Below are 14,427 nucleotides of genomic sequence, written 5' to 3' on the forward strand. Positions count from 1 at the left end.
AGAAAAGCCATATACTTGGTAATGGAAAGTATATGAAAGCGCTTTACACCTAAGGAAGAGAGGCATACATCATGGGATTACCGAAGCAAAATATTGACAACCAGATGAGACAAACTAGTATTTCCAGTTTAATTAAATTTATAGTTCCATCCTTAATTGGGATCTTCTTATTTATGATTCCTATCTCATTTAATGGGGAAATTACAATTCCTGTAGCGATTTTAGCAGGAATTCTACAAGATTTAATCGGGAATTATATTCCTCAGATTATGACAGCAATCATTGCCATTACGGTTATTGGATCGCTTGGGACCTACTTTTTTAAACCTAAAGCAATTGTTAACCAGCCATTTTTGAACACGCTGTTCAACGTTAATATCGCATGGCAAATGATACGTTTACTTGGACTCATTTTTGCAGTGATGACCTTGTTTAAATTAGGACCTGAAGCAGTATGGTCTGAGAACACAGGACAGCTTTTACTTTATGATCTAATTCCGGTATTATTCTCGGTGTTCTTGTTTGCTGGATTATTTTTACCACTACTGTTTAACTTTGGATTGTTAGAACTATGTGGAGCATTACTCGTTAAAGTGATGCGTCCTGTGTTCAAGTTGCCAGGGCGCTCATCGATTGACTGTCTAGCATCTTGGCTAGGTGACGGTACGATTGGGGTTCTTTTAACAAACAAACAGTACGAAGAAGGGTACTATACGAAGCGTGAGGCGGCTGTAATCGGCACAACATTCTCAGTCGTATCGATTACTTTTGCTATTGTTGTTCTTGCTCAAGTAGATTTGGCTCATATGATTGTTCCTTATTATTTAACAGTTGTACTGGCTGGGCTTGTATGTGCGATCATTATTCCGCGCATCCCGCCGTTATCCAGAAAACCGGATACGTATTATGAAGGTGCAAAAGAAAACGTAGCGGATGAAGTCATTCCACAAGGGGAAACACCATTTAGCTTTGGGCTTAAAAAAGCAGTTAATCGTGCGGATCAAAACAAGAGTGCGGCAACTCTAGTTAAAGAGGGTATTCAAAACGTACTTGATATGTGGATGGGTGTTGTGCCGATCGTTATGGCGATTGGAACATCTGCATTGATGGTCGCTGAGTTTACACCATTTTTCTCATACCTAGGTGCACCGTTCGTACCGATTCTAGAACTGCTGCAAGTTCCTTTTGCATCAGATGCAGCAGAGACGATCGTAATCGGATTTGCGGACATGTTCTTGCCATCCATTATCGGAGCTGGAATTGAAAGTGAACTGACTCGATTTGTAATCGCAGCCATGTCTGTAATTCAATTAATCTATATGTCTGAAGTTGGCGGACTGCTTTTAGCATCTAAAGTGCCTGTTAACTTTAAAGATCTCGTTATCATCTTTTTCTTGCGTACGTTTATTTCACTCCCAATTGTTGTGGGGATGGCGCATCTTATGTTCTAACAAAGAAAGCTGTTCGGAGGAATCCTCTGAACAGCTTTTTATTTGTAGCTGAGTTGTGTGTAAATTGTAAGGGGTCTGTCCCGGGGACAGACCCCTTACAATTTATTTATAACAGCTCTTTTATGTGTTTTTCGATGGTTTCTGGTTTGTCTGTTGGCGCAAAACGTTTTACAACTTTTCCGTCACGGTCTACTAGGAATTTTGTGAAGTTCCACTTAATCGCCTTAGAGCCTAAGATTCCTGGTGCTTCAGCAGCCAAGTATTTAAAAAGAGGATGTGCATCATCTCCGTTAACGTTCACTTTCGCAAACATGGGAAAGTTTACTCCATAGTTTAATTCGCAAAACTCCATGATCTCGTCACTCGTTCCAGGCTCTTGTGCACCGAATTGGTTACAAGGAAAGCCGAGCACTGTTACCCCTTGTTCTTTATGGCTTTCATAGAGTGATTGGAGACCTTGATATTGGGGTGTAAAACCGCATTTGCTTGCTGTGTTAACAATTAAAAGCACGTCTCCTTTATAAGAATCAAGATTCGTTTGATCTCCCTTAATCGTTTCAACAGAAAAATCATAAACTGACATTTTTTCTAGCTCCCTCGTCTAGCGTTTTTAATTAGTTTAACGATAAATGGAACGGCTTTCACTGAAAATGCTCGGAGTGGTAAAATAAGGTGAATGTTTAAGGGGGAATTAAAATGGACGCAGTGTTTCATGTGGAACATCAAGTTTTTAACTACCGTGTTGCAGCCGTTATGATGCAAGAGGGCCGTGTTTTAATACATCGGTCCAAAAAAGAATCAAACTGGTCTTTACCAGGAGGAAGAGTTAAACTCGGCGAAGATGCGCAAACAAGTCTGCAGCGTGAAATGAAAGAAGAATTAAATTTACAGGTAACCATTGATCGCTTTTTATGGACGGTAGAGAACTTTTTTACCTATGCAGAGAAAGAAATTCATGAGGTTGGTTTATACTTTAAACTAGCAGCAGAAGAACAGTGGCCGCTATATAATGGTGAAGAATTTACGGTATTAGAAGCAGAAAGGTTAGTCTTCAAATGGGTTCCTCTACAAGATTTAGATCAGTATGAGCTATACCCTGAAGTGGTAAAGAAGAAGCTTCTATCTAGCTCATTCGATTCTGATTATTTCCTAGTAAGCAGCAAATTGCAAAATGTATAAGAAAGAGGATAACCATGCATCCAACGATAAAAAAACTAAATGTTAAAACGCTAGATCGTCCTGTCCTAATTATGAATCCCCCTTCTGAATATAGTGAAGTGGTGAGTTCTTTTGACACAGACGTTCATGAAGAACCAAAAGAAGAATCGTATCCATTTGTTCAGGTGTTCGGTACAACAAATGAACAGCTTCAAAAAGATGCGAAATTGGGGGCTGAGAAGGTAGAGAATGATGGTCTTCTGTGGCTGTGTTACCCAAAAAAGAGTTCAAAAACGTATAAAGGATCTGATTGCTCACGGGAATCGGTCGCGGCGTTATTATCGGACGAAGGATTTGAACCGGTTAGACAGGTAGCTATTGATGAAGACTGGTCAGCGTTAAGATTCAGAAAACCAGAACACATCAAGTCGATGACTCGCAAAAGCGCAGTAACTAAAGAAGGACAAAAAAGAATAGAGAATTAAGGAGTGGAAGGCTCAAGAGGTTAATAATTCTTGGAGTCTTCCACTTTTTTGGTAGAGATGTGAAAGTGAGCCTAGTTTGTATATGTGGTACGTGCATTTTCGTGAAAATGTTTACTGCAAAAAAGCACAAGAAATAATTACAAGGTAATCCATCATAAGTACGAGGTAATGCGAAATATATCCGTGTTTAAGGTCAATAATTCCGTGTATAAATTTATTTATCCGATTTTTGACTCATACAATTGATGTGTCCACCCCATTTGTACAAAATGGGGTTTTTGTAATTGTGTGGGGTCAGACCCCTAAGCCTTAAGTCTTACTTCAAAATACAGCCTCGGCCAGTTTTGAGAAAATGCGCAGGAAGGTAAGCTAAAGATACGAAAGGAGGAAGCCACTATGAAAAAATTAGGCTTACTTGTAGTTGGAGGAATTGCTGCAATCGTGCTGATTGCTAACGTGGGTCCGATGGTTGGTCTTGCGATTGGTCTTGCTGTTATGTACTACGCTTTTAAGAAAGCGATGGCAGCAGAAACAGGAGGAAAGAAGTTCTGGTGGGGCGCACTATCGGTTGTAGGTCTATGTGTTTCGGTTGCGAACTTACCAGCCATCTTAGGAGCAGTAGCGATCTACGTACTTTACATCGTGTATAAAAAGTGGAATCAATCTGGAATAACAGAAGACAAAGTTGATAACGACCCGTTCACCAATTTTGAAAGAGAATGGGCAAAACTTAAAAACAGCTAAAAAACGAAGAAAAATGATAAACAATCTAAAGGAGCGAAAAATACTATGAATTTATTTGAACGCATTAAAAACTCGATTTCAGCGGATGTTCATGAACTTTTAGACCAAAAAGAACAAAAAAATCCTCTTTCTCTTCTTAACCAATATTTAAGACAATGTGAGTTAGAAGTGAATAAAGCAAGAAAGCTAGTTGAGCGTCAGCAGCTTTTAAGAGACCAATTTTCTCTTGAAACAGAAGAAGCAGAGTCGAAAGCCGTTAAACGTGCTCATCAAGCTGACCTAGCGCAACAAGCAAATGAATCAGAGCTTTATCAGTTTGCAATTCAGGAAAAAGAGCAGCATGAAAATCGTGCAGCTAAGCTAAAAGAATCCACTAAGCAAGCAGAAAAAGATCTTTCAGAATTAGAACAAAAGTATGAACAGATGAAACATAAACTAAAAGATATGCAGATCAAGCGAATGGAATTGATGGGACGGGAAAATGTAGCTCGAGCGCACCAGAAGATGGACCGCGTTATCGATCCATCAAGTTCAATGAAAAAATCAGTGTTCCGCTTTGATGAGCTTGAAAACTATATGGATCGTCTTGAACAAAAAGTAAACGCAGATTATCACGCGAGCTCAATGGAAGCGAAGCTCGCAAAATTAGAAAAAGAATGGAAAAAAGAAGAGACACATACTACCGTTTAATTCAGTATGTGATACGATAAAAAAAGACAACAGGCGCAAAGTGCTGCGCCTTTTACGACGTTTATGACAGAAAGTGAGTGAGTGCAGATGCTGAACATGAAAAAAAGTGATTTGATCAGTTGGGGGCTTTTAATCGCCTGTGTCTTGCTGTTATTAGAAGCTGTTCTGATTGGTGAGGGCATTTTATTTGCGCTTTTATTTGGTGCTGCACTCATGTTTTTTGGACGTAAGCGATTACCGAGACGTTCTGGCAAGGTCATGTTCTGGGTAGGTGTGTTTATCACCGTCATGAACATTTTGAGTATGTATACATTTAAGCTCTTGCTAGTAGCTGTCGTTATTTATGTCATTTATGAATTTTATCAATCCAAGCAAAATCCGGTTATCATCAAGCCGCACGTTGATGATCAGCATACTTTCTCACCGCATGAAGATATATACCGAAAAGAGCCGCTTTTAAAAAATATCTTGATCGGTACTCAACAAACCCCAGAGCATGTGTATGAATGGAGTGACATTAACATTCAATGCGGACCTGGAGACTCGATTATTGATCTGAGTCAGACGATTCTCCCTAAAGGAGAAGCGGTCATTATGATACGCGGTTTTATCGGTAACATCACGATACAGATTCCTTACGAGGTGGAAACGGCTGTCAGTCATTCTGTTTTATTAGGAAATACACAAATTTTTGATCAGCCAGAACCCAAAGTGTTCAACCAGACGTTATTTTTTAGAACGAAAGGTTATGGTGAGGCTGAGAAAAAAGTGAAGATCGTGACAAGTTTGATCGCTGGCAGTTTGGAGGTGAAGCGGGTATGAGTACCGTTTTGCGCCACTTGTTTTCCGGAATTGCGTCAGCTTTTGCTGTATCCATCGTCTTAGGCGCCATTGTATATTCTTTATTTCCGATCGATGACTGGAACTTTTTATTAGAGAGGCGACTGCTTGATTTTCCTATAGCGTTCGTATTGCCTTTTCTTGTGTTTTTAATGGGAGCTTTCTTTGGCTTGAATTCTGGGATTACATCCCGTAAACAGCTTAATCTCATCAATCGTACGCTCGCCTCGATTGAGGATGGAAGACAAGTAAACATGAAAGAAGTTTCTAGTCTTGAGTTAAGGGCGATCACCAAAAGAATGGAAGGCATTCAGAAGCAGTTAGGCGAAAAGATTCGCCAGTCACAAAAGATGGCGACTGAGAAAGCTGTTGATCAAGAAAAACGAATTCAAGAAATCATTTCCCAAGAAAGAAACCGGCTGGCTAGGGAGCTTCATGATTCAGTTTCTCAGCAGCTCTTTGCAGCAAGTATGATCATGTCTGCGGTCAATGAAACCCGGTCTGAAGAAGATACACGGGAATCGAAGCAGCTTAAACTCGTCGAAGAAACGATTCATCAGACACAGCTTGAGATGAGAGCACTTCTCTTGCATCTTCGTCCTGCAGCATTGAATGGCAAATCGCTGCAAAAAGGGATGGAAGAACTTTTACAAGAGCTGCTGCAAAAAGTACCGATCGAGCTTAAATGGAAAATTGAAACAATCCCACTTGCTAAAGGGGTAGAAGATCATCTGTTTCGTATTTTACAAGAATCGGTGTCTAATATTCTTAGGCATGCACAGGCAAACAAAGCCCAGATTTTACTTGTGCAGCGTGACGATCTTATCCTTCTTCGGATAGAGGATGATGGAGTCGGCTTTAAGCTGGATCAGGAAAAAACAGGTTCATATGGACTGCAGAATATGCATGAACGTGCTGCTGAAATCGGCGGTACGCTTAAGATTGTGAGTCTGCCAGGTGAAGGAACACGACTTGAAGTGAGAGTTCCAATTTTATCAGCGGGAGAGGAAAAAGTATGATTAAAGTGTTATTAGTGGATGATCACGAAATGGTGCGTATCGGCGTTTCTGCTTATCTTTCTGCGCAGGCTGATATTGAAGTAACAGCAGAGGCGGAAAACGGAAGAGTAGCGGTTGAGAAGGCATTAGCGCTTAAACCAGACATTATCTTGATGGATCTTGTGATGGACGAAATGGACGGAATTGAAGCGACACGCGAGATAACAACGGCTTGGCCAGAAGCAAAAATTATCGTCGTTACAAGTTTTCTAGATGATGAAAAGGTGTATCCTGCTTTAGAGGCAGGAGCATCCAGTTATATGTTAAAAACATCAAAAGCGAGCGATATCGCGCAAGCGGTTCGCGACACATTTCACGGCAAGTCCGTCCTTGAACCGGAAGTAACGGGCAAGATGATGAGCAAGATGAGGCAAAAACAAACGCGCGAGCCACATGAAGAGCTGACTGCACGCGAGATGGAAATCTTATTATTGATGACAAAAGGAAAGACGAACCAAGAAATTGCAGATGAGCTGTTTATCGCTTTAAAAACAGTTAAAGTTCACGTGAGCAATATTTTGAGCAAATTGGATGTACAAGATCGAACACAGGCTGTCATCTATGCTTTTAACCATTCGTTGGTTTAAGACTTTAATCCGCTTTTACAGAGATATGCTGAAACGTTTTAAAGTCGAATAGTCCTAAATCTGTCAGCTTCATTTCTGGAATAACGGGCAGAGTTAAGAAAGATAGCGTTAAGAACGGATCAAAGTCACCGGTAAAACCGAGGTCTTTTAGTTTAGCTTTTAAATGAATGATCTCCTCATTTACTTTTGTAAAGGGTTGATCTGACATTAAACCCGAAATGGGCAGGGGAACGGATGCGAGAACTTTTCCATTTTTAACGATTACATAGCCGCCCTGCATGTTTAGGATGGCTTCTATGGCTACAAGCATATCTTCATCATTCGTGCCACAAACGACAAGGTTATGAGAATCATGGGCGACAGTGGACGCGATCGCTCCGTTCTTAATTAAAAGACCCTTAACAACACCAAGGCCGATATTGCCAGTTTGTTTGTGGCGTTCGATAACTGCCATTTTTAATAAATCATCAGAGACTGAAGGTGTAAAGCAGCCGTTTTCTGTAATAGCAGGAAACACCTTCTTTTTTGTTACAAGCTGGTTCGGAATGACTTCAATAACGTAAATGGAATCTCCGGTATTAATAGGAATCGCGAGCTTTTCAGATCCTATCTTCGGAAGGTTCACGGATTGTGTTAAAAGAGCTGTGGGTTTTTCCATGTTAGCCTGTTTACCTGTAAATGCGCCATCCTTAGCAACTGATTTTCCACCAACAAACACTTCAGATATAGATATCGTATCTAAATCATCCAGTAAAATAAAATCTGCTACTCGTCCTGGTGAGATGGCACCTTTTTCATCTAGACCGTAGCATTCAGCTGCATTTAGAGTAGCGAGTTGAATGGCTTGAAGAGGGGAGATTCCTTCTTTGATCGCAATTCGTACGTTATGATCAACACTTCCTTCAGCTACGAGGTCGTCGAGGTGCTTATCGTCTGTACAAAACAAAAAGCGTCGTGCGTTATTAGCTGTTACAGCTTTAATGAGCACTTTTAAATTCTTCGCAACAGATCCTTCCCGAATTAAAACGTACATGCCCCGGCGAATTCGATCTAGTGCTTCTACGGCTGTTGTGCATTCATGATCTGTCGTAATCAGGGATGAGCGATACACGTTGATTCCGTTCGCATCTAGGCCTGCCGCATGCCCGTCGATTATGCCGTTGTAGTTCGCTGCCGAAACAATCTTACTAAGCATATCGTTATCCCCTTTAAAAACGGCTGGAAAGTCCATCACTTCTGCTAGCCCGAGTACACGAGGGTGCTTATAGAAAGGTTCCAGATCTGGTGCTTTTAAGGTGGCTCCTGCATTTTCAAAAGGCGTTGCTGGAACAGAAGACGGCAGCATCACACGAACGTCCAGTGGAAGTCCTTCAGATTGATCCAGCATGAATCTAATCCCTGTGGTTCCTGATACGTTGCCGATCTCGTGCGGGTCTGTGATGACGGTTGTGACCCCATGAGCGAGCAATACTTTGCTGAACTCAAGTGGTGTCACCATTGAGGACTCGATATGCACATGCCCGTCTATAAAAGCAGGCGAAACATATTTACCGGTAGCATCAATCGTCTCATGCCCGTCGTACTCTCCAATTCCTGCAATATAGCCATCCACAATCGCGATATCGGCTTCAATCATTTCAAGGTTAAACACATCAATAATCTTACCGTTCTTTACAACAACATCTGCAGGAATTCTTTTTGTACTCACATCAATTCGTTTTCTTAAATGATCCTGGTTCATAAGCCGATCTCCTTTAGAGAAAAATCTACCATCTAGTATACGAACAACTGTAGCATCTTATTTCATATGTATAAAAAGAAAAACGGTCCCAAGGGGGAGACCGTTTTGTATCGTTAATTCAGAATGTCGATAACTCGACCTACTTGACCATCTTCTAAACGCACCTTAATACCATGTGGATGGGTGGGTGAGTTTGTTAAAATATCTTTTACGATGCCTTTTGTTTTCTTGCCAGAACGCTGATCCGCTTTTAAAATCACGTTCACTGGGAGTCCTGGAGTGATGTTTGAACGCTTGCGATGCATTTAAACACCCGTTCTCCGTGCTTGATTGTTTGCTTTTTTCGTCTGCTGATTTTTAAGCTGGTTGGCCACTTTTACAGGGCCTTTGCTGAATTTGCCGCCTGATTGCTGTGCTTTCTTCTCAGCTAAGCGCTGTTTAGCGATCTCTTGAAAGCTTAACTTCTTTTTCTCCTCCGCCATCTTAATCACCTCTATTTATTTTCTCTTTTTGAATCCTGCTTCTTTTAAATAGCCTTCTGCTTCTGCATATGTTTCAAAAGCTGCTTCAAGCGCATCATCTTCATCAAAGATAAACCACATGCCGTCTTCTCCTACAAGACGAATTTTTTCGTGGCCGTAGCTGTACCACTCTTCTTCTTTTCGCTCGTCTTCGTCTGAACGATCTTTCTTAGGCTGCTGCCATCCGTGTTTTTTAGAAAGAAACTCCATCGATTCTTGAATAAGAGCAATCAATTCGTCAGCTTCATAATCGCGAATATTAACATAGCCCTTTTCGTTCTTAACGCTTTGAGGCAGGTGTCCGCCGTAAACAAAGCCGTTTCCGTTCGGGTGTAGGTGATACACGACAATCTTCTTGTCTTGCACACTTCCTTCAAAATGGAAGTTCAAGCGGCCTAAGGATACTTCATGCATCTCAAGCTCTGGGAAATTTTCTTCAATTAACGCAATTTTATCTTCAAATGAAAGCATTTTTTATACTCTCCGTTTCTTTTGTTGTGATTGGTTGATTATATCACATTGGGTGAAGAAAACGAAAATGCCTCTCGTGGATAATTCTCTGTTAGACTTGGAAGTAAGTTGATCTCCGTTTCAGGTGCTTCGCTTTCCGCGGGGCAGGTGGTGAGTCACATTCTTAACGTTTCACTCTTAAGTGTCTCACCTGCCAGCCTGTCCCGCAGGAGTCTCGCACCTTACACTCCTATCAACTAGCATTGGAGAAAAAGTGATCTTAAAGCAAGATATATCTTAGAAACCTTTTTGTTTTCTTATTCGAGCAGTCAGAGAGCAATTACGCGCGATTGTGTCTGTATTACGCGCAGGATTACTGGAATTGCGCGCGTGTTAACCTCTGTAGTGCGCAAAATCACCTCAGTTACGCGCAGTCATCGCTTGTTTTCATTGCACGAAGTAAATCACACGCATAAAAACTTCGTCAAAATAGCGAAAAGCTGGCAATTTCGGTTAACTTAACCTCTTTTGTGCCAGCTTCTACATGGTTTATCGTGTGGTTGCTTCTTTTTTTATCGACTTTTCTAGTTCAAACCAGTAGTCAGCGAGTGTTTCCATGCCTTTGTCGAAGTTTTCGAGATGGAAATGTTCGTTCGGCGCGTGGAAGTTTTCTGTTGAAAGACCGAAGCCCATTAATACAACAGGAATGTTTAGCATCTGATCGAACGTTGCAACGATCGGAATCGATCCGCCGCCGCGCGTGAATGCTGTTGGCACGCCGTACACTTTTTCGTAGGAACGTGCTGCCGCTTGAATCGCAGGGTGATCGAATGGGGTGACATAAGGTGCACCTTTATCAAAAAGAGTGACTTTCACTTCGATGCCTGCAGGCTTATGCTTTTCGATATGGGCTTTTACTTTTTCAATGATTTCATCTGGCTCTTGATTCGGCACGAGTCGGCAGCTGATCTTTGCGTGAGCTTTTGCAGGGATAACAGTCTTGATGCCTTCCCCTTGGAAGCCGCCCCATACACCGTTTAATTCTAGCGTTGGACGTGCCCATGTGCGTTCGATGTGAGAATAGCCTTCTTCGCCGGCAAGCTCTGTTACGCCAAGCTGTTGCTTTAGTGCGTCTTCAGTTAGCGGAAGGGCACGGAACGCTTCTCTTTCTTCATCTGTTAATTCTTGTACATTATCGTAAAAGCCATCTACTAAAATGCGGCCGTTTTCGTCACGGAACGATTGAAGTAGCTCTGTGATCGCATGCAGCGGGTTTTGAACTGCTCCACCATATAGACCTGAATGAAGGTCACTGTTTGGTCCCGTTACATCCACCTGCATCGCACACATGCCGCGCAGTCCGTAGCAGATTGCAGGCTTTCCGCGGTCTAGCATGCCTGTATCCGAAATTACGATAACGTCTGCTGCAAGCAAGTCTTTATTTTCCTCAATGAACTTTGGAAGGCTAGGGCTGCCGACCTCTTCTTCTCCTTCAATACAGAATTTGAAATTTAGAGGCAGTGCTCCTTCCGTTTCTAGAATTGCTTGTAAAACTTTTACGTGCATGAACGTTTGACCTTTATCGTCGGATGCACCGCGAGCGTATAATTTATTGTCACGAATAGTCGCTTCGTATGGCGGAGACTCCCACAGCTCTACAGGGTCAACAGGCTGAACGTCATAGTGGCCGTAAACGAGCACAGTCGGTTTGCCTTCAGCTTTTAACCAATCCCCATAAACAACACGATGTCCATCTGTTTCATAGATTTTTACGTTGTCCATACCGGCTTTGGTAAGGTTATCTGCAATCCATTCTGCACCTTTTCGTACGTCTTCCTTGTGCTCGGGCAGTGCGCTGACACTTGGAACGGCAAGCCAATCGGTCAACTCTTTTAAATGTGTGTCGCGATTTTCTTTTAGATAATTCACAATTTTGTCTGTCATCTTTAAATCCTCCTTATGTACGCTATACTCTATTTCCTAGTTTAATGGAGTTTAGCTCAGAAATGAAATATTCTTTATCCTCTTTTTTCTTGATAAGTTGAGCTGCTTCTAACGCAAGCGTGCAGTATTCCTCCACCTTGTTTTCATCACCTTTTACTTGATACCCGCGAGCAACAGCTTCATAAGCGAATGCGAGATCAAAATCGCCTATATAATTTTCTAAGCATAGAGTCAGAGACTGGTTTCCGTGAAGAAGGGCTGAGTCACTCATTTTTAAAAGGGAATAGACTCTTGAAATCTGCCATTCTCCACGAGCAAAGTGGAGAGGTTCACCCGCTACACCCCAATGGAAACGGGAAGCATGTGCAGTGTGGATCATGTCCAGGTCTTCCTCATGAGTGCGGTCTTTCTTTTCCATGAGGTCCCATGTTTTGTTAAAATTCTCGACCGCCTGTTTTCGGTGCCATTCTATCATTGTAAACTTGTTCATCGATTTCACACACCTTATGTATTTGTGGTTTACTAAAGGTAAAGCTATCGGTATGAGTATTCTGTATAAAGGACGTTTTCCCTTTTATAACACGATCAGAAAATATAACATGTTAGCATGATGCTTTTCGACGTCGTAACAAGTTTAGGTCGATAGTATAAGGGCAACTAAGTCTGACGCGAAAGATATGGCGTCAAACAAGTTTTCTTTAAAGTTCAGATAGAAAGAAGTGCGTGAGATGAATAAAAAAATAGGTTTTATCGGGTTTGGAAAAATGGCGCAGGCGATGGCAAGAGGGATGATAGATTCTGGTCTCATCAAGGCTGATCAAATCATGGCAAGCATGCGTACGGAAAAAACGCGAAAGCAGGTAGAGGAGCAATTTGGAATCACTACTCATCCATCAAATTCAGAAGTGGCAAAAAAGGCAGACATACTGTTTCTTGCGGTTGCTCCTTATTCGTATTTTGAAGTGATTGACGAGATAAAAGAGGTTGTAAAGCAGGATGTTATGATCATTACGATTGCAGCAGGCATTACGATGGGGGACGTCGAACAAGCTTTTGGGAAAAAGATAAAGGTCGTTCGAACGATGCCGAACACACCTTCACTTGTCGGAGCAGGTATGACAGCTGTTTCGGTAAATGATGAAATCACAGATCACGAATTGGAAATCGTCGAAGAGCTGTTGAGCAGTTTTGGGAAAGTGGAAGTTATTATTGAATCCCAGATGGATGCAATTCCTGCAATCAGCGGATCGTCACCTGCATACGTGTACATGATGATTGAAGCGATGGCAGACGGCGGTGTAAGGCAAGGGCTGTCACGTGATCAATCCTACCGCTTAGCCGCTCAAGCAGTGCTAGGAGCGGCACAGATGGTGCTTGAAACGGGAAAACATCCAGGTGAGTTAAAAGATCAAGTAACCTCTCCTGGGGGCGCAACAATTGCAGCGGTCGCAACACTTGAACAAGAACGTTTTCGCGGTGCGGTGTTAGCGGCGATGGAAAGCTGTACAGTGAAAGTCAAAGAATTGGGGAAAAAATAGATGGGTTTTAAAGATTTAGGAATTCACGAGCAATTTATCGATCTATTGCTGCAAAACGGTATTGGGGAACCGACGCCGATTCAAAAAGAAACGATTCCTGTAATTTTAGAAGGTATAGACGTTGTTGGACAAGCGCAAACAGGGACAGGAAAAACGCTCGCATTCGTACTTCCGCTTCTCCAAAAAATTGATGTTGAGCGTGACGTGATACAAGGCTTAATCGTTGCTCCGACTAGAGAGCTAGCCATTCAGATTACAGCTGAAGTTCGTAAACTAACAGAAGCACTCGGTGAGATTCATGTACTCGCTGTCTATGGCGGCCAGGATGTGATCGCGCAAATGCACAAGCTTGAGGGTAAAGTTCATGTTGTAGTAGCAACACCTGGAAGACTTCTTGATCATATCCGCCGCGAAACGATTGACTTATCTCATGTTTCAACGTTCGTATTAGATGAAGCCGATCAGATGCTGCATATCGGATTTTTAGATGATATTGAAGACATCATGGATGAGGTGCCGGAGAATCGACAAACGCTACTCTTTTCAGCAACGATGCCGGATGAAGTAAAAAAGCTTGCTGAAACGTATACGAAAAATCCTCGCGATATTCACGTGAAAACGAAGCAGATTACATTAAAAGAAATCCGACAGCGTATTGTGGAAACGACGGACCGCGGGAAGCAGAATGATCTCGTTCAGACAATTCGTTTGCTCCGCCCTTATTTAGCTATCATTTTTTGCCGGACGAAAAGAAGAGCAAGCAAGTTAAATGAGGCGCTGCAAAACCTGGGTTACAATTCTGATGAACTGCATGGTGACCTTTCGCAGGCGAAAAGGGAAGACGTGATGAGGCGTTTTCGGGAAGGCGAGATTCAGTTTCTAGTTGCGACAGATGTTGCGGCACGCGGCCTTGATGTGGAAGGCGTCACTCACGTTTTTAATTATGACATTGCGCTGGATGCGGAAAGCTACATTCATCGTATTGGAAGAACGGGGCGTGCTGGCGGTAAAGGATTGGCAGTTACTTTTGTTGCGCAAAAGGACCGCCGTTTGCTGCAGATCATCGAGCGGGAGACAGATCAGAAATTAAACGTTCTGAAATTGGAATATTTATGAGTTTACGAGGTCATCCTTAAGGGTGACCTGTTTTTTTATGGGTACATAATACCAACTATTATTACCAGGTAATAAAAAAGTTGCGTCATAAAACAAACCTTGTT

17 protein-coding genes are annotated in these 14,427 nt (G+C 42.1%); 10 read left to right on the forward strand and 7 right to left on the reverse strand.

Annotation, left to right across the window (positions count from 1 at the left end):
* Positions 1-71 precede the first annotated feature (71 nt).
* Complete coding sequence (locus AWM68_RS16580) at positions 72-1,451, forward strand: YjiH family protein (protein WP_066244380.1); 1,380 nt, start codon at positions 72-74, stop codon at positions 1,449-1,451.
* Positions 1,452-1,557: 106 nt separating this feature from the next.
* Here the strand turns inward: AWM68_RS16580 and AWM68_RS16585 are convergent, their stop codons facing one another.
* Positions 1,558-2,034 (reverse strand): glutathione peroxidase, encoded by a 477-nt coding sequence (locus AWM68_RS16585; RefSeq protein ID WP_066244383.1) that lies wholly within the window; start codon positions 2,032-2,034, stop codon positions 1,558-1,560.
* Between the two features lie 113 nt (positions 2,035-2,147).
* Here AWM68_RS16585 and AWM68_RS16590 point away from each other — a divergent pair, with 113 nt between their 5' ends.
* The 7 genes from AWM68_RS16590 to AWM68_RS16620 all read left to right on the forward strand — a co-directional run bounded on the left by AWM68_RS16590 (position 2,148) and on the right by AWM68_RS16620 (position 7,013).
* The gene (locus AWM68_RS16590; RefSeq protein WP_066244386.1) at positions 2,148-2,630 is read left to right on the forward strand and encodes an NUDIX hydrolase; all 483 of its coding nucleotides are present in this window, start codon (positions 2,148-2,150) and stop codon (positions 2,628-2,630) included.
* Between the two features lie 14 nt (positions 2,631-2,644).
* Positions 2,645-3,094, forward strand: coding sequence for a hypothetical protein (locus tag AWM68_RS16595; RefSeq protein ID WP_066244388.1), 450 nt, complete (start codon positions 2,645-2,647; stop codon positions 3,092-3,094).
* Between the two features lie 396 nt (positions 3,095-3,490).
* Positions 3,491-3,838, forward strand: coding sequence for a flagellar basal body rod protein (locus AWM68_RS16600; RefSeq protein WP_066244390.1), 348 nt, complete (start codon positions 3,491-3,493; stop codon positions 3,836-3,838).
* 45 nt (positions 3,839-3,883) lie between these two features.
* Positions 3,884-4,528, forward strand: coding sequence for a PspA/IM30 family protein (locus AWM68_RS16605; protein WP_066244395.1), 645 nt, complete (start codon positions 3,884-3,886; stop codon positions 4,526-4,528).
* 87 nt (positions 4,529-4,615) lie between these two features.
* Positions 4,616-5,350, forward strand: a complete 735-nt coding sequence (gene liaF / locus AWM68_RS16610) for a cell wall-active antibiotics response protein LiaF (RefSeq protein ID WP_066244398.1) — start codon at positions 4,616-4,618, stop codon at positions 5,348-5,350.
* Complete coding sequence (locus tag AWM68_RS16615; RefSeq protein WP_066244400.1) at positions 5,347-6,387, forward strand: sensor histidine kinase; 1,041 nt, start codon at positions 5,347-5,349, stop codon at positions 6,385-6,387. Before liaF ends, AWM68_RS16615 begins: the two co-directional genes overlap by 4 nt.
* Entirely contained in the window at positions 6,384-7,013 is a 630-nt protein-coding gene (locus tag AWM68_RS16620) for a response regulator transcription factor (protein WP_066244402.1), read from the forward strand. Before AWM68_RS16615 ends, AWM68_RS16620 begins: the two co-directional genes overlap by 4 nt.
* A 4-nt stretch (positions 7,014-7,017) precedes the next feature.
* Here AWM68_RS16620 and ade read toward each other — a convergent pair whose 3' ends face one another.
* From ade to AWM68_RS16645, 6 genes are all read right to left on the reverse strand, one after another.
* Positions 7,018-8,754 (reverse strand): adenine deaminase, encoded by a 1,737-nt coding sequence (ade, locus tag AWM68_RS16625; RefSeq protein ID WP_066244405.1) that lies wholly within the window; start codon positions 8,752-8,754, stop codon positions 7,018-7,020.
* A gap of 113 nt (positions 8,755-8,867) precedes the next feature.
* Positions 8,868-9,059, reverse strand: coding sequence for a YwbE family protein (locus AWM68_RS16630; protein WP_066244407.1), 192 nt, complete (start codon positions 9,057-9,059; stop codon positions 8,868-8,870).
* The gene (locus AWM68_RS21535; protein ID WP_197468195.1) at positions 9,060-9,236 is read right to left on the reverse strand and encodes a hypothetical protein; all 177 of its coding nucleotides are present in this window, start codon (positions 9,234-9,236) and stop codon (positions 9,060-9,062) included.
* 15 nt (positions 9,237-9,251) lie between these two features.
* Complete coding sequence (locus AWM68_RS16635) at positions 9,252-9,746, reverse strand: hypothetical protein (protein ID WP_066244409.1); 495 nt, start codon at positions 9,744-9,746, stop codon at positions 9,252-9,254.
* Positions 9,747-10,274: 528 nt separating this feature from the next.
* Complete coding sequence (locus tag AWM68_RS16640) at positions 10,275-11,669, reverse strand: dipeptidase (protein WP_066244415.1); 1,395 nt, start codon at positions 11,667-11,669, stop codon at positions 10,275-10,277.
* 22 nt (positions 11,670-11,691) lie between these two features.
* A complete protein-coding gene (locus tag AWM68_RS16645; protein WP_066244418.1) occupies positions 11,692-12,159 on the reverse strand; it encodes a hypothetical protein in 468 nt (155 codons plus the stop codon).
* Positions 12,160-12,397: 238 nt separating this feature from the next.
* Here AWM68_RS16645 and proC point away from each other — a divergent pair, with 238 nt between their 5' ends.
* Positions 12,398-13,207: a pyrroline-5-carboxylate reductase gene (gene proC, locus AWM68_RS16650; RefSeq protein WP_066244421.1), complete on the forward strand. Its 810-nt coding sequence runs from the start codon at positions 12,398-12,400 to the stop codon at positions 13,205-13,207.
* Complete coding sequence (locus AWM68_RS16655; RefSeq protein ID WP_066244423.1) at positions 13,208-14,323, forward strand: DEAD/DEAH box helicase; 1,116 nt, start codon at positions 13,208-13,210, stop codon at positions 14,321-14,323.
* Positions 14,324-14,427: the final 104 nt, after the last annotated feature.

It is taken from the genome of Fictibacillus phosphorivorans (assembly GCF_001619875.1).
Classification (GTDB): Bacteria; Bacillota; Bacilli; order Bacillales; family Fictibacillaceae; genus Fictibacillus; species Fictibacillus phosphorivorans_B.

Bases quoted from the DNA above. Each gene is read 5' to 3' on its own strand.
- AWM68_RS16585 (WP_066244383.1), bottom strand. From the start codon at position 2,034: ATGTCAGTTTATGATTTTTCTGTTGAAACGATTAAGGGAGATCAAACG.
- AWM68_RS16645 (WP_066244418.1), bottom strand. From the start codon at position 12,159: ATGAACAAGTTTACAATGATAGAATGGCACCGAAAACAGGCGGTCGAG.
- AWM68_RS16605 (WP_066244395.1), top strand. From the start codon at position 3,884: ATGAATTTATTTGAACGCATTAAAAACTCGATTTCAGCGGATGTTCAT.
- AWM68_RS16640 (WP_066244415.1), bottom strand. From the start codon at position 11,669: ATGACAGACAAAATTGTGAATTATCTAAAAGAAAATCGCGACACACAT.
- AWM68_RS16615 (WP_066244400.1), top strand. From the start codon at position 5,347: ATGAGTACCGTTTTGCGCCACTTGTTTTCCGGAATTGCGTCAGCTTTT.
- AWM68_RS16635 (WP_066244409.1), bottom strand. From the start codon at position 9,746: ATGCTTTCATTTGAAGATAAAATTGCGTTAATTGAAGAAAATTTCCCA.
- AWM68_RS21535 (WP_197468195.1), bottom strand. From the start codon at position 9,236: ATGGCGGAGGAGAAAAAGAAGTTAAGCTTTCAAGAGATCGCTAAACAG.
- ade (WP_066244405.1), bottom strand. From the start codon at position 8,754: ATGAACCAGGATCATTTAAGAAAACGAATTGATGTGAGTACAAAAAGA.
- AWM68_RS16655 (WP_066244423.1), top strand. From the start codon at position 13,208: ATGGGTTTTAAAGATTTAGGAATTCACGAGCAATTTATCGATCTATTG.
- AWM68_RS16580 (WP_066244380.1), top strand. From the start codon at position 72: ATGGGATTACCGAAGCAAAATATTGACAACCAGATGAGACAAACTAGT.
- AWM68_RS16595 (WP_066244388.1), top strand. From the start codon at position 2,645: ATGCATCCAACGATAAAAAAACTAAATGTTAAAACGCTAGATCGTCCT.
- AWM68_RS16630 (WP_066244407.1), bottom strand. From the start codon at position 9,059: ATGCATCGCAAGCGTTCAAACATCACTCCAGGACTCCCAGTGAACGTG.
- proC (WP_066244421.1), top strand. From the start codon at position 12,398: ATGAATAAAAAAATAGGTTTTATCGGGTTTGGAAAAATGGCGCAGGCG.
- AWM68_RS16590 (WP_066244386.1), top strand. From the start codon at position 2,148: ATGGACGCAGTGTTTCATGTGGAACATCAAGTTTTTAACTACCGTGTT.
- liaF (WP_066244398.1), top strand. From the start codon at position 4,616: ATGCTGAACATGAAAAAAAGTGATTTGATCAGTTGGGGGCTTTTAATC.
- AWM68_RS16620 (WP_066244402.1), top strand. From the start codon at position 6,384: ATGATTAAAGTGTTATTAGTGGATGATCACGAAATGGTGCGTATCGGC.
- AWM68_RS16600 (WP_066244390.1), top strand. From the start codon at position 3,491: ATGAAAAAATTAGGCTTACTTGTAGTTGGAGGAATTGCTGCAATCGTG.